Source organism: Pseudomonas yamanorum, assembly GCF_013386765.1.
GTDB classification, from domain to species: domain Bacteria; phylum Pseudomonadota; class Gammaproteobacteria; order Pseudomonadales; family Pseudomonadaceae; genus Aquipseudomonas; species Aquipseudomonas yamanorum_A.
Window position 1 is genome coordinate 136,796 of record NZ_JACARE010000038.1, and the last position, 13,949, is coordinate 150,744.

The 13,949-nt window shown below is 61.4% G+C and carries 13 protein-coding genes; 10 read left to right on the forward strand and 3 right to left on the reverse strand.

Annotation, left to right across the window (positions count from 1 at the left end):
• Nucleotide 1: 1 nt before the first annotated feature.
• The 3 genes from HX875_RS26395 (at nucleotide 2) to HX875_RS26405 (ending at nucleotide 3,321) form a co-directional block, all read left to right on the forward strand.
• Complete coding sequence (locus HX875_RS26395) at nucleotides 2–379, forward strand: response regulator (protein ID WP_177047110.1); 378 nt, start codon at nucleotides 2–4, stop codon at nucleotides 377–379.
• Nucleotides 380–481: 102 nt separating this feature from the next.
• Nucleotides 482–1,096 (forward strand): biliverdin-producing heme oxygenase, encoded by a 615-nt coding sequence (locus HX875_RS26400; RefSeq protein WP_177047112.1) that lies wholly within the window; start codon nucleotides 482–484, stop codon nucleotides 1,094–1,096.
• Nucleotides 1,093–3,321 (forward strand): ATP-binding protein, encoded by a 2,229-nt coding sequence (locus tag HX875_RS26405; protein WP_177047122.1) that lies wholly within the window; start codon nucleotides 1,093–1,095, stop codon nucleotides 3,319–3,321. The genes HX875_RS26400 and HX875_RS26405 overlap by 4 nt, the downstream gene beginning before the upstream one ends.
• 322 nt (nucleotides 3,322–3,643) lie before the next feature.
• On the opposite strand, the gene HX875_RS26410 is transcribed toward HX875_RS26405, so the two are convergent.
• Both HX875_RS26410 and HX875_RS26415 read right to left on the reverse strand, forming a co-directional pair.
• Entirely contained in the window at nucleotides 3,644–4,966 is a 1,323-nt protein-coding gene (locus HX875_RS26410; protein ID WP_177047124.1) for an ATP-binding protein, read from the reverse strand.
• The gene (locus tag HX875_RS26415; RefSeq protein WP_177047126.1) at nucleotides 4,963–5,673 is read right to left on the reverse strand and encodes a response regulator; all 711 of its coding nucleotides are present in this window, start codon (nucleotides 5,671–5,673) and stop codon (nucleotides 4,963–4,965) included. Before HX875_RS26415 ends, HX875_RS26410 begins: the two co-directional genes overlap by 4 nt.
• 162 nt (nucleotides 5,674–5,835) lie before the next feature.
• On the opposite strand from HX875_RS26415, the gene HX875_RS26420 reads away from it, so the two are divergent.
• The 5 genes from HX875_RS26420 to HX875_RS26440 all read left to right on the forward strand — a co-directional run bounded on the left by HX875_RS26420 (nucleotide 5,836) and on the right by HX875_RS26440 (nucleotide 10,463).
• Nucleotides 5,836–6,624, forward strand: a complete 789-nt coding sequence (locus HX875_RS26420) for an MlaA family lipoprotein (RefSeq protein WP_177047128.1) — start codon at nucleotides 5,836–5,838, stop codon at nucleotides 6,622–6,624.
• Complete coding sequence (locus tag HX875_RS26425; protein ID WP_177047130.1) at nucleotides 6,614–6,892, forward strand: hypothetical protein; 279 nt, start codon at nucleotides 6,614–6,616, stop codon at nucleotides 6,890–6,892. Before HX875_RS26420 ends, HX875_RS26425 begins: the two co-directional genes overlap by 11 nt.
• Nucleotides 6,893–7,013: 121 nt before the next feature.
• Nucleotides 7,014–7,220 (forward strand): hypothetical protein, encoded by a 207-nt coding sequence (locus tag HX875_RS26430; protein WP_177047132.1) that lies wholly within the window; start codon nucleotides 7,014–7,016, stop codon nucleotides 7,218–7,220.
• 106 nt (nucleotides 7,221–7,326) lie between these two features.
• Nucleotides 7,327–9,225: an alkaline phosphatase D family protein gene (locus HX875_RS26435; protein WP_177047134.1), complete on the forward strand. Its 1,899-nt coding sequence runs from the start codon at nucleotides 7,327–7,329 to the stop codon at nucleotides 9,223–9,225.
• Nucleotides 9,226–9,449: 224 nt separating this feature from the next.
• Nucleotides 9,450–10,463, forward strand: a complete 1,014-nt coding sequence (locus tag HX875_RS26440) for a sensor domain-containing diguanylate cyclase (RefSeq protein WP_177047142.1) — start codon at nucleotides 9,450–9,452, stop codon at nucleotides 10,461–10,463.
• Between the two features lie 3 nt (nucleotides 10,464–10,466).
• Here the strand turns inward: HX875_RS26440 and HX875_RS26445 are convergent, their stop codons facing one another.
• Nucleotides 10,467–11,495: an amino acid ABC transporter substrate-binding protein gene (locus HX875_RS26445; RefSeq protein ID WP_177047144.1), complete on the reverse strand. Its 1,029-nt coding sequence runs from the start codon at nucleotides 11,493–11,495 to the stop codon at nucleotides 10,467–10,469.
• A gap of 145 nt (nucleotides 11,496–11,640) precedes the next feature.
• Here HX875_RS26445 and HX875_RS26450 point away from each other — a divergent pair, with 145 nt between their 5' ends.
• Entirely contained in the window at nucleotides 11,641–12,534 is an 894-nt protein-coding gene (locus HX875_RS26450; RefSeq protein WP_177047146.1) for a LysR substrate-binding domain-containing protein, read from the forward strand.
• Between the two features lie 89 nt (nucleotides 12,535–12,623).
• The gene (locus tag HX875_RS26455) at nucleotides 12,624–13,886 is read left to right on the forward strand and encodes a 2-aminoadipate transaminase (RefSeq protein WP_177047147.1); all 1,263 of its coding nucleotides are present in this window, start codon (nucleotides 12,624–12,626) and stop codon (nucleotides 13,884–13,886) included.
• The last annotated feature ends 63 nt before the right edge of the window (nucleotides 13,887–13,949 follow it).

Here is a 13,949-nt window from a genome sequence, read left to right on the forward strand (position 1 = left end):
CATGGCTCAGCCATCGATATTGGTGCTGGAAGACGACGAAATCATTCGCTCGTTGATGGTGGATGTACTGGAGGATTTCGGTGCGGTGGTGACCTCATTCCCTTCCGCCGATGAAGGGATGATTTTTCTTGAACGGACCAGCGATCCGGTTGACCTGATTGTCAGTGATATTCAGATGCCTGGCCTGATCAATGGCTACGACTTGAGCAAGGTGGTTGCCCATCGCTGGCCGTCGCTGCCGGTGGTGCTGACCTCGGGCAATACGGCGATGGCGTCGCAACTGGGCAGCACCGTGCGCTTCTTGCCCAAGCCGTGGAGCACCGAGCGCCTGCTCGATTGCGTACAATCTGCACTGATGCAGGGCCCCCCCATGCATTGATAGCATCGCGATATCAGCTGCGGCGAACTTCGCGACAGCTCCTGCGGTCAGTTATTACGCAACCCTACATGGCCAGCAGGCCCTCCAGCTCGAGTTTACTGAATGCATTCACAGGCCCATGACGTTGGTGCGCCCCCTGTACTTGAAGCCTTGCGCTCAGGTACCGCTTTACTGCACGTCGCCCTGGAAAAACGCTTGCCGTTTTTCTCCCCGCAGCTGGATCACGACGGGTATCGACGCCTGCTCCAGGCCTATTACGGGTTCTACAGCCCGATGGAAGCCACGCTGAACGACAGCGGCCTGATCCCTTTGGGATTTGACCAGGCACTGCGTCTGAAAACGCCCACCTTGCTGACGGATCTCCACGCCCTGGGCCTGGACGACTCGGCCATTGCCGCCCTTCCCCACTGCACGTTGTTACCGCCGCTCGACACACCCGCCGCTTGCCTGGGTGCGCTGTACGTGCTGGAAGGCGCCACCTTGGGTGGCCAGATCCTGCGCCGGGAAATGGCGCAGCGCCTGGGGCTGGATGCCGGCAACGGTGGCGCGTTCCTCAATGTGTACGGCGCCGAAACCGGCCGGCGCTGGAAAGACTTTCTCGATTACCTGAGCCATGTGCCCCTCGACGCGCACGCCAAGCTGCGCGCCGTGAACGCGGCCCGCTCGACATTCAGCTGCTTTGAGCAATGGCTCGACAGCCAGGAGGTACTGCTATGAAACCCGATGACTTTGAAGAGCTGCTTGCCAACTGTGCAGACGAACCCATCCGCTTCCCGGGCGCCATCCAGCCCCACGGCGCGCTGCTGACCTTGTCCGAGCCGGAGCTGCATATCATGCAGGTCAGCGCCAACGTGGCCGGGCTGTTCAATCACTCGCCGGAATCCCTGCTGGGCCAGCCATTGCACACATTGATCGGCACCGAGCATGCCGACGCCGTCCAGGCCATGGTCACGCAGAACAGCTTCTTCGACGCCCCGCCCTTGCACATGACCCTCAACGGTGCGGAGTTCGAAGGGTTGCTTCACCGCCATCAGGACGTGCTGGTGCTGGAGTTCGAGCCGCGGCTCAAGGATTTCCAGCCCCAGGCCCTCAATGGCCGCACCAGCAACCTGGGCAAGATGCTGCAACGCCTGCAAGCGGCGAAAACCCTGCAAGCCTTGTATGAAATCAGCGTCAACGAAATCCAGGCCATGACCGGCTACGACCGCGTGCTGATTTATCGCTTCGAGGAAGAAGGCCACGGCCAGGTAATTGCCGAAGCGTCCGCGCCGTCGATGGAACTGTTCAACGGCCTGTTCTTCCCCGCCTCCGACATCCCCGAACAGGCTCGTGAGCTGTACCGCACCAACTGGCTGCGGATCATCCCCAACGCCGACTACGAGCCGGTGCCGCTGGTGCCTCGGTTGCGCCCGGACACCGGCCAGCCCCTGGACCTGAGCTTCGCCACCCTGCGCAGCGTGTCGCCGATTCACTGCCAGTACATGCAGAACATGGGCGTGCTGTCGTCCATGAGCATTTCCCTGATGGCAGGCGACAAACTCTGGGGCCTGATCAGTTGCGGCAACCGCCAGCCGCTGCTGGTGCCCAATGACTTGCGCACCGCCTGCCAGACCATCGGCCAGGTGCTGTCGTTGCAGATCAGCGCCATGGAGGCCCTGGAGCTGAGCCGCCAGCGCGAAGAAAAGGTCGAGGCACTGGCCTTGCTCAACCAAGCCATGCAGGCATCCCCCGCAAACGTCTTCGATGGCCTGGCGCAACGCCCGCAACTGCTGATGGACCTGACCCAGGCAGGCGGTGTGGCGATCATCGAAGACAAGCAACTGCATCGCTATGGCAACTGCCCGGAACCCGGGCAGATTCGCGCCCTGCACAAATGGCTGCAAGAGACCGGGCAGCCGGTGTTTGCCAGCCATCACCTGGCCTCGGTGTACCCGCCCGCGGCGGAGTACACGCACGTAGCCAGTGGCGTGTTGGCCATGAGTTTGCCCAAGCCGGTGGACAACGGTGTGCTGTGGTTTCGCCCCGAGGTCAAGGAACACATCAACTGGAGCGGCGATCCCAATAAGCCACTCAACCTGGAAACTTCCGACGCTGGCCTGCGCCTGCGCCCACGCACCTCGTTTGAAATCTGGAAAGTGGAAATGGACGGCATATCCACCAAGTGGAGCCACGGCGACCGCTTTGCCGCCAACGATCTGCGCCGCTCGGCCCTGGAAAATGACCTGGCGCGCCAGGTGCTGCGCGAACAACAAGCCGTGCGCGCGCGGGATGAACTGGTGGCGGTGGTTTCCCACGACCTGCGCAACCCCATGACTGTCATCTCGATGCTCTGCGGCATGATGCAAAAAGCCTTCAGCTCCGACGGCCCACACACTTCGCGGCGGATTTCCTCGGCCATCGACACCATGCAACAAGCCGCCGGGCGCATGAATGTGCTGCTGGAGGATTTGCTCGACACCTCGAAAATCGAAGCCGGGCGCTACACCGTCAAGCCAGTGTCTCTGGATGTGAGCCAGATGTTCGAAGAAGCGTATTCACTGCTGGCGCCCCTGGCGATGGAAAAGGCCATCGACTTGTCCTTCAATGCCGAACCCGGGCTGCAAATCAATGCGGACCCCGAGCGCCTGTTCCAGGTGCTGTCGAACCTGATCGGCAACGCCATCAAGTTCACGCCGCGCCAGGGCAATATCGGCATCAGTGCCATGAGCAATGGTGAAGAGATTGTGTTTTCGGTGCGTGACTCCGGTGAAGGGATTGCGCCGGAACAATTGCCCCATGTGTTTGACCGCTACTGGACCCAGACCGAAAACAATCCCACCGGCAGCGGCCTGGGGCTGTACATCACTCAAGGTATCGTCCAGGCCCACGGCGGGCGGATAGAGGCTGAGAGTGAATTGGGCAGGGGCAGTGAGTTTCGGTTTACGGTGCCCAAGCCGGCTTGAACCGTTCCTCGTGTGCGCTGTGGAAGCAAATGGAAACCCGATGGCCCGGAACGCTGGAGCGGGCCAGGACCACTGATCAGGACGTACTCAAAGGGAGTTGATGCGCAGAGCAAACTTCCTATTGAACACGAGGTACCTCCATGATCATTGGCAACGCTTTCCATAACCAAACCCTGATTCAGCCCTTTCAACCTGCTCAGCCGGTTCAACCCGTTCAGCCCGTCCAACCCTCCTCCCCGACAAAGGATGAGCCGTCAGCCCGCAAAGAAGGCGGTGCACTAAGCGGTTTGGGAGACCGCTTGCTCTGACCGTCCAAGCCTTGCTAAACCGGCAATACCACCACGGCGGCCAGCCCGCCGCACGGGCGATTTTCCAAGGTCAGTGTCCCACCGTGTTCCAGCACAATCGCCCGTGCCGTGGAGAGCCCCAAACCGACACCGCCGGTGCTTTTATTGCGTGAGCCTTCCAGGCGGAAAAACGGCAGGAACACCTGTTCCTGCTGCTCCACCGGGATGCCAGGGCCACGGTCCAACACCCGCACCATCACCCTTCCCGGACTCTGTTGCAGTTCAATTTCCGGCGCCAGCCCGTAGTGGATCGCGTTGTCCATGAGATTGGTCATCACCCGTTTAAGCCCCAGCGGCCGGCCGAAATAGACCAGCCGTGGCGGACCGTTGAAGGTGATGTCGATGGACTGGTCGCGGTAGTCGTCAATCAAGGTTTGCAGCAACTCGGCAAGGTCCAGCTGGGTGGCCTGCTCCAGGCGCGCGTCATCGCGGAAGAACTCCAGGGCGGTGTTGATCATCGCCTGCATCTCGTCGACATCCCGGAACAGACGATGCTGTTGGTCGGCGTCCTCAATGAATTCGCCACGCAACCGCAGGCGGGTCAGCGGTGCCCGCAGGTCATGGGAGATCGCGGCGAGCATCTGGGTGCGGTCCTGGATGAAGTGCTGCAACTGCGCCTGCATGCCGTTGAACGCGAGGATCGCCTGACGGATTTCGTGGGGGCCGACCGGATCGATGGGGGGAGAACGAAAGTCGGCGCCAAAGCGTCGCACGCCTTGGGCGAAGTCCTGCAGTGGCCGGGCGAGCCGGCGAGTGGCAACCCAGGTGACCAAGGCAGTCGAGAGCAACACCAGCACCAGTACCACCAGGCTGCGCACACCTTCCGGCAGGCCCCAACTGCGGGAACTGGCACTGAGGGTCAGCCAGGAATGGTCCGTCAATTCCACCAGCAATGCGTAGTGCCCGCCGGGGCCTTGCCAGTCCGACGGGTCATAGGCCTCGATGCGCCGCTGCGGCCATTTGAGTGACAGGCCGAACACTTCCTGGGCAGGATGCACCGACGGCTCTTTCATGACGGGCAGGTCGACCTGCTCACGATTGGCCGCCCACTGCACACTGAAACTCTCATCCCCGGCCGAGCGCGCAAGCCCTGGACGCTGAAGCGGATCCGCCGCCTCGATCATCCGCACGATCACCGCCACCTTGTCCAACAGGCCGGTCTCACTCAAGGGCGGCCGCGCCCAGACGCCCGCCAGTTGCACAAACAGCGCGTTGAAGGCCAAGGCCGTGAACATCGCGACCAGGATGGTCAGGGCAATCCAGCGGGCGACGGTGTCCCGGGGACGACGGCCACTCATGAACGGCTCACGCTGGCAGTGAACTGATAACCACCGTTGCGCACCGTGCGAATCATCGCCGGGCGCTTGGTATCGAACTCAAGCTTGCGCCGCAGACGGCTGACCTGAACGTCGATGCTGCGGTCGAAGGCATCGTGGCTGTGGCCCCGCGCCAGGTTCAACAGCTGCTCGCGGGTCAGCACGCGCTGGGGGTGCTCGACAAACACCAGCAACAAGTCGAACTCACCGGATGACAGCGGGATCATCACCTGGTCCGGCGAACGCAGCTCCCGACGGGTCACGTCCAACTGCCACCCGGCAAAGCGGATCAAGGGGCGCGAAGCCTCTCCCGGCAGTGGCCGGCTCTCACCGGCCCGGCGCAATACGGCGCGTACCCGCGCCAGCAGTTCACGGGCGTCGAACGGCTTGCTCAGGTAGTCATCGGCGCCCATTTCCAGGCCGACCACCCGGTCGCTGAGTTCACCCATGGCCGTCAGCATGATCACCGGCGTGGCGTACTGCTGGCGCAGGCGCTGACACAGGAGCAAGCCGTTATCCCCGGGCAACATCAGGTCAAGAATGATCAGGTCGGCGGGCTGTCGCTCCATGGCCGCCCACAGGTCGGCGCCATGGGCGGCGGTTTCGACCGTGTAGCCATGTTGCACAAAAAATTTCTTCAGCAGCACGAGGACTTCAAGGTCATCGTCCACGATTAAAAGAGTACTCACCGGCGGGTATCACTAGGGCTTGTCGACACGCCATCTAAAACCATTCGGCGCGGCCCGTCATATATTTCAATCGTGCAACAAAGCGTCATCCCCGCAATAAAGCAGACATCTTTGCGCAAGCGGCGAATGCCAGCATCCGTCTCCCTTTTCCGGAGACTGCTTATGCGCTCGCTGACGTATCCCCAGCACCTGGCTCGCCAGGCCGTGCTGCTGTTGACCGTGTCTTACCTGACAGGCTGCGCGACACCGGCCGCCGAAGGGCCCGTCACCCGTTGTGCACAGGTGACTTATCCGGTGTACGACCCGGCCGAGCCGGTCAACCGCGGGGTATTCGCTTTCAACCGCGCCGTGGATGAATACGCCCTCACACCGGTAGCGCGTGGCTATAAACACCTGCCGGATTTTTTCCAGCAGGGTGTACATAACTTCGCGAGCAACTTCAGCGAACCGAAGGTGTTTATCAACGACCTGTTGCAGGGTAACCCTCGGCGCTCGGTCAATACCCTGGGGCGTTTTGCGGTGAATACCACCGTGGGGCTGGTGGGCCTGATCGATGTCTCGGACCCGCTGGGCATCCCCCGGCATACCGCGGATTTCGGGCAGACCTTCGGGGTGTGGGGGATCGGCAACGGACCGATTGTGGAATTGCCCCTGCTGGGCACGGGCAACAGCCGCGATGCCGTGGGCAAAGTGCTGAACTTTGTGGTCGCGCCACTGGGGGACAGCGACACGGTACAAACCCTCGGCACCGTGAGCCTGGTGGGAGGCACCATCGATACCCGCGCCTCCCTGCTGCCGCTGACCGACACCTTGCAGCGACTGCCGGATTACTACAGCGCATTACGTAACGTGGTGGCCGAACATCGCGCCGCGTACGTAGAGGAAGGTAAGGAAGGCGCCACCACGCCCGGGCCGGACCGTTGCGCGACGGGGGCCGCTGATGACTTCTGAGGGCGGCTCACTGCTGCTGCGCCATCACGTCCGAAAGCGCGGGGTCGGTACGTTGCTCTGTCGGGAAACACGCCTGCATCTTTCCAGCGACCAGGGTCGGCTGGTGCTCAGTCGCTATGTCGAACATTACAGCCCCCACGGTGTGCGCTGGGTCGAGCGCCAGCACAGTGTGGCCCTGGCCGATGTAATGCGCTGGCTGATTACCCAGGGGGAAACCTGCGACGCAGCCTGGGAACCCCATCAGGCGGCGGGCCGAACAACGTCATAATTTGACGCGAGACGTTTATAGCCGTGAAAACCGGCCCTGGATATCGTCCCGATCGCCGTGATGCCCCAGGCTTATCAAGGGGCACACTGATATCTTTCGTGCGATAAAAGGAAAATATTCAATGATTAACGCTCTGAGCAGCTCTATCGGGCAATGGCGCAGTTTCCCTTCCGAGCAGGACGAACCGGCACAGGCCCGTAAAAAACGTAGCCTCGAACATACCCTTGCCGAACAGCACGCTACCGACCCCAACGGTGTGCAATCCGGCAACCGCTCAAGGAACAACTCGGGCGGCCTGGACAACCTGGGCGGTGGCCGACTGCCTTAACCTTGAAAACAAGTGCAACGCCTGGCGTTGCACTTCGCCCTTAACAAAACGCTGACATCCACTGCGTTACCCTTTCCCCCCCCTTGTCCAGAAAGCCGCTGCCCCGATGCCTGAATCTGCTCCCCTGCCCGCTGTCATCGCTGGCCCGCTGCTGCGACGCCTGGAACCTCAGCGTCTGGTGCTGTGGCTGGTGGCAAGCCGGGAGCTGGCGTTGACCCTTCGGCTCATGCCTTCTACGCAGGAGGCACTCGACATCGACCTGGACGCCACGCGTTGCCAGGTTATCCCCGTGGGCCGCAACGCGTTTATTCATCTGATTGACGTCGCACTCGACAGCGCCTTGCCCCAGGACATCACCATCGGCTATGACCTGCTGATCGACAACGCCGGCATTGCCCAGTGGGCACCTCACCTGGTGTATGGCAGCGGGCAAACCCCGAACTTCGTCCTGCACAGCCGGATCCACCAGTTGGTACACGGCTCCTGCCGCAAACCCCACCACAGCGCCGACGAAGGTTTGCTGTGCGTCGATCGGCTGCTGGCGGAGTCGAGCACCATCGCCGAGCGCCCGGCCCTGTTGATGATGAGTGGCGACCAGGTCTACGCCGATGACGTAGCGGGCCCCATGCTGCGGGCCATTCACGCGCTCATTTCCCGTCTTGGCCTGTTCGATGAACAGCTGGAGGGTGCCGTCGTCGACAACAGCGCCGCGCTCTATGAGCATGCCGCCAGCTACTACCATCGCGCCGACCTGCTGCCCGCACTGGAAAGCAACGAGACCTTGCGCGAGCGGTTTTTCGGTGGTGTGAAGAAGCCGATTTTTACCAGCAGCAGTGCCGACAACCACCTGGTGACCTTCGCGGAAGTCATGGCAATGTACCTGCTGGCCTGGTCGCCCACGCCGTGGACGCTGATCAGCCCGCAACCGCCGCGATTGAGCACCGAAGAACAGGCACGCTACGCACGCGAGCAAGTGCAGATCGACAAGTTTCGTAACGGCCTGGACGGCGTGGCGAGGGTATTCGCCCACCTTTCCTGCCTGATGATCTTCGATGATCACGACATCACCGACGACTGGAACCTCAGCGCCCAATGGGAAGAGACCGCCTACGGCCACCCGTTCTCCAAGCGCATCATCGGCAACGCATTGCTGGCCTACATGCTGTGCCAGGGCTGGGGCAACAACCCGGATGCGTTTGGTGCCCTGCTGGACAAAACCCTAGCGCTCACCACACAGGCCCGCGACAACCCTCTGGATGCCTGCGCCCAGGATGCATTGGTGAACGAGCTGCTGCAGTTCCAGCAATGGCATTACGTGCTGCCCACCACCCCCGCGCTGGTGGTGATCGACACCCGCACCCGGCGCTGGCGCAGTGAGTTCAACCTCAAGCAACCGTCCGGCCTGCTGGACTGGGAAGCCTTGAGCGAACTGCAACAGGAACTGCTGGACCACCCCAGCGCGATCATCGTTTCCCCCGCGCCTATCTTTGGCGTCAAGCTGATCGAGACCGTGCAGAAAGCCTTCAGTTGGTGTGGCTACCCGCTGCTGGTGGACGCGGAAAACTGGATGGCCCATCGCGGTGCGGCGCAGGTGATCCTCAACATCTTTCGCCACTCCCGTACCCCGGGCAACTACGTGATCCTGTCGGGGGACGTGCACTACTCGTTCGTCTACGAAGTGCTGATCCGCCACCGCAACGCGGGCCCGAAAATCTGGCAGATCACCAGCAGCGGTATCAAGAACGAATTCCCCCCGCGCCTGCTGGAATGGTTCGACCGCCTCAATCGCTGGCTCTACTCGCCCCGCTCACCGCTGAACTGGCTCACCCGTCGCCGGCCCATGCAGGTGGTGCCACATATTCCGGAACACGCAGAAGCGGGTGAGCGGTTGTGGAACTCCGCGGGGATTGGGCAGGTGTTTTTTAACCGGCAAGGGCAGCCTGAGGCGATTTATCAGCACAATGCCGATGGGGCGCCAAAGACGAGGATGGTGGCGCCGAAGTAAGCTTTCCGACCCATGCCAATCAACCTTCCCATGTGATTTCCAGAAGCTGCTCAACACGCAGTTTCAGGCTGAACCACACAAAGCCAGCGGCCATCTGCCATACCTCATTTAGACCAAAGCCCCCCTTCTAAGCGCCAAAGCGCCGTTGTACAGTACCGTCAGCCATGGAGTACAGGCGAAAACTTTGACTGGCCCTGAAAGCCAGTCCACACAGGAAGTGCGCAATGGACGATACATCCTCCAGCGGGCCGTCAAGAAACGAATTCTGTGACCTTAACGCCGACATGCTGCATGCCGTCATGGAGCTGGTCAGCGACGGGATCTGGGACTGGAACGCCAACACCGGGTTCGTCTATCGCAACCCCGGCTGGTACGAAATGCTCGGTTACGCCCATCATTCCCTCGAAAACAGCGTATTCACCTGGGAAAGCGTGATTCACCCCGAGGACTATCCGAATGTGATGGTGCTGTTTGATAACTACATCAACCGCCGCTCCACTCACTATCAAGCCGAGTATCGCTGCCGCAAGAAAGATGGCTCCTACCTGTGGATCGAAGACCGTGGCTACGTGATCGCACGTAACGACGACGGTTCAGTGGCACGCATGATCGGTGCCCACCGCAGCATCCAGGCGCGCAAACAGTCCATCGAACAGCTGGAACGACGCAATCAATCCCTAGAAGCCCTGGTGGCCGAGCGCACGCGCGAGCTGTCGCGGGTCAATCAACAATTGCAGTTGCAACTGGAAGAAAACCGCTCCCTGGCCGAACGCGATACTTTGACCTGCGTGGCCAATCGTTACCGCCTGGAGCGTGCCCTGCTGGAAGAGTGCGATCGGGCCCAACGGTTTCGCCTGCCGCTGTCGCTGATTGCCATGGATATTGACGACTTCAAGCCCATCAACGACCAGCTCGGCCACGCCGTAGGCGATGAAACCCTGGTGCGGGTGGTGGAATGCCTGGAAGCCTGCCTGAGCCCCGGCGACTTGCTGGCTCGCTGGGGCGGCGATGAGTTCATGGTGATCGCCCCCAAAAGCACGTTGGAAACCGCCCGGGCACTGGCCGAACGGATGCGCACCGCGCTCAAGGAACTGCCCGCCGTGGGCAGCTTCAAGGTGACGTTGAGCCTGGGTGTGGTAGAGCGGCGCAACGATGAGTCACCCACAAGCCTGATGGCCAGGGCCGATCAGGCGTTGTATCGCTCCAAGGCGGCAGGTAAAGACACCGTGTCGTCGTGAGCCTCAGCGCACCGGCGGCGCGTACTGGATCCCGCCGTTGCTCCACAGGGCATTCAGCCCGCGCTTGATCTTCAGCACACTGCCCTGGCCGATGTTGCGCTCGAACACTTCGCTGTAGTTGCCCACTTGCTTGACGATCTGCACCACCCAGTCCTTGCGCAGCTTCAGGTCCTTGCCGTAGTCACCGTCAGCCCCGAGCAGGCGGGCGACGTCCGGGTTTTTGCTGGACTTGGCCTGCTCTTCGACGTTCTGCGAGGTGATGCCCATTTCTTCGGCGTTGAGCATGGCGAACAGGGTCCATTTGACGATGCTGAACCACTCGTCATCGCCCTTGCGTACCAGCGGGCCCAGAGGCTCCTTGGAAATCACTTCCGGCAACACCACGAACTCATCCGGATGCGCCATCTTGATTCGCTGGGCATAAAGGCCCGACTGGTCGGTGGTGAGCACGTCGCAGCGGCCGGCTTCGAGGCCCTTGGCGCTTTCGTCGGCGGTGTCGAAGGTGATCGGCGTGTACTTCAGGCCGTTGGAGCGGAAGTAGTCAGAGACGTTCAGCTCGGTGGTGGTACCGGCCTGGATGCAGATGGTCGCACCGTCCAGGTCCTTGGCGCTTTTGACGCCGAGTTTGGTGTTCACCAGAAAACCGATGCCGTCGTAGTAGGTCACGCCGGTGAACACCATGCCCATGCTGGCGTCGCGGGAACTGGTCCAGGTGGTGTTGCGGGAAATCAGGTCGATCTCGCCGGACTGCAGGGCGGTGAAACGCTCCTTGGCGGTCAACTGGCTGAACTTCACTTTCGACGCATCACCGAACAGTGCCGCCGCGACGGCGTGGCACACGTCCACATCGATGCCGGTCATCTTGCCATTGGCGTCCGGCACGCCAAAACCCGGCAAGCCGTCGCTGACTCCACACTGGATAAAACCCTTCTTCTGGATCGCGTCCAGGGTCGCCCCTGCGTGTGCGCTCCCGGCCAGCCCCAATACAGCGGCGGCAGTGAATGCCGCCAACGTGGATTTCATGTTCTTCATGCAAGGCGCTCCCTGTCGGTCTTTATTATTCGGCGCCAAAAACCCGCGCCGGTTTATAGTGTTGCCGGTCAGTATCAACGGCTTTACACCTTGGCCACAAACGACGTTTAGGCAAAGGCTCCTTCCGATTTGGAATGAACTCATCATGATTTCAAAACGCTTGACCCCTTCGATGACGGCCCTGCAGTGCTTCGAAGCCGCCGCCCGCCACCTGAGTTTCACCCGCGCCGCCGAAGAGCTGCACCTGACCCAGAGTGCGGTGAGCAAGCAGGTGGCGCAGTTGGAGGAGATGCTCTGCCACCCGTTGTTCCAGCGGGTGCGCCAGCGTCTGTACCTGTCGCCAGCGGGCTCGCTGTACCTGGAAGAAGTGCGCAAGATCCTCAACCAGGTGGATATTTCCAGCCGCTACATCCTGACCTACGGTGGCGAAACCGAAGTGCTGCGCATCGCCACCCAGCCGACCTTCGGTGACCGCTGGCTGGTGCCCAAGCTCAAGGATTTTGCCGCGCGCCATCCCAACATCCACCTGGACGTGCGCAACGAACTGGAACCGTTCGACGTGTTGCAGGCCAAGGCGGATATCGCGTTTTTCTTCGGCCAGGGATCGTGGCCGGGAGCGAGCTGCATCGAGTTGTTTCGTGAAGCCGTGGTGCCGGTGTGCGCCCCGGGGTTTGTCGCCGCCGGCAGCGACGCCTCGTCCCGCCACACCTTGCTGCAATGCACCTCCCGCCCCGAAGCCTGGCACGAGTGGTTTCTGGAACAGGGCCTGCACTCGCAAAACAGCTACCACGGCCCGCGCTTCGACACGTTCTACATGTGCATTCGCGCAGCCCAATCGGGGTATGGCGTGGCGTTGGTGCCCAAATACCTGGTGGCTGAGGAACTGGCGAACGGCAGCCTGATGATTCCCTGGGACTACACGATGCCCAGCGCCGGCGCGCACTTTATCGCCCATGCCGAACATGCCGGAGATATCCCGAAAGTGAAGGCGTTCTTGAGCTGGATGGTGGAGTACACAACAACACATCCCGACTTTTAATAATGACCCGGCGACTTTATTTCGTTTGCGGGACAAGGCGGCTCACGGCTTAGATAAAAGGACGCACCCTATTCTCGAGTCCTGGATTTATGAGCCGCGAAACCATCAGCCAGTCGATTTCCACCGTCCATCCCATCAGCCTCAGCCATGGCAAGAACGCAGAAGTCTGGGACACCACCGGCAAACGCTACATCGACTTCATCGGCGGCATCGGCGTGCTCAACCTGGGCCATTGCAACCCCCGAGTAGTCGAGGCGATTCGCGACCAGGCGACGAAACTCACCCACTACGCCTTCAACGCGGTGCCTCATGCGCCCTACATCGAACTGATGAACCGTCTCACCGCGTTCATTCCGGTGGATTACCCGGTCAGCGGCATGCTCACCAACAGCGGGGCGGAAGCCGCGGAAAACGCCTTGAAAATCGTCCGGGGTGCCACTGGCCGCACAGCGGTCATTGCCTTTGACGGCGGTTTTCACGGCCGCACGCTGGCCACCTTGAACCTCAATGGCAAGGTCGCGCCCTACAAGCAAAAAGTCGGCGTACTGCCGGGTCCGGTGTTCCACCTGCCGTTCCCCAGCCGCGACAACGGCGTTACCTGCGGCGAAGCGCTGAAGGCGATGGACCGCCTGTTCAGCGTGGAAATCGACGTCAACGACGTGGCTTGTTTCATCATCGAGCCGGTGCAGGGCGAAGGTGGTTTCCTGACCCTGGACGTGGAGTTCGCCCAGGCCCTGCGCCGCTTCTGCGACGAGAAGAACATCCTGCTGATTGCCGATGAAATCCAGTCCGGCTTCGGTCGTACCGGCCAGCGGTTTGCCTTCTCGCGCCTGGGCATCGAGCCGGACCTGATCCTGCTGGGCAAAAGCATCGCTGGCGGCGTACCGCTGGGCGCGGTGGTCGGGCGCAAATCGCTGCTCGACAACCTGCCCAAAGGCGGCTTGGGCGGCACGTACTCCGGCAACCCGATTGCCTGCGCGGCAGCGTTGGCCACTCTGGATGAAATGACGGACGAGCACCTGCACAGTTGGGGCGCTCAGCAGGAAGAAGCCATCGTCAGCCGTTATGAATCGTGGCGTTCGAAAAAGCTCTCGCCGTATCTCGGCCGCTTGACCGGCGTGGGTGCCATGCGCGGCATCGAACTGGCCAACGCTGACGGCAGCCCGGCGCCACAACAACTCACCCAACTGCTGGCCCTGGCCCGCGACGCGGGTTTGCTGCTGATGCCCAGTGGCAAATCGCGGCACATCATCCGCCTGCTGGCACCATTGACCATTGAGGCGGCGGTGCTGGAGGAAGGGCTGGATATTCTTGAGGGGTGTTTGGTGAAGCTGGGCCAGGTTAGCCACTAGCAGCATAAGTGCAATTATTCTGGCCATATACCGACCAAAGAGCCAAAATAATTGCACACCAAT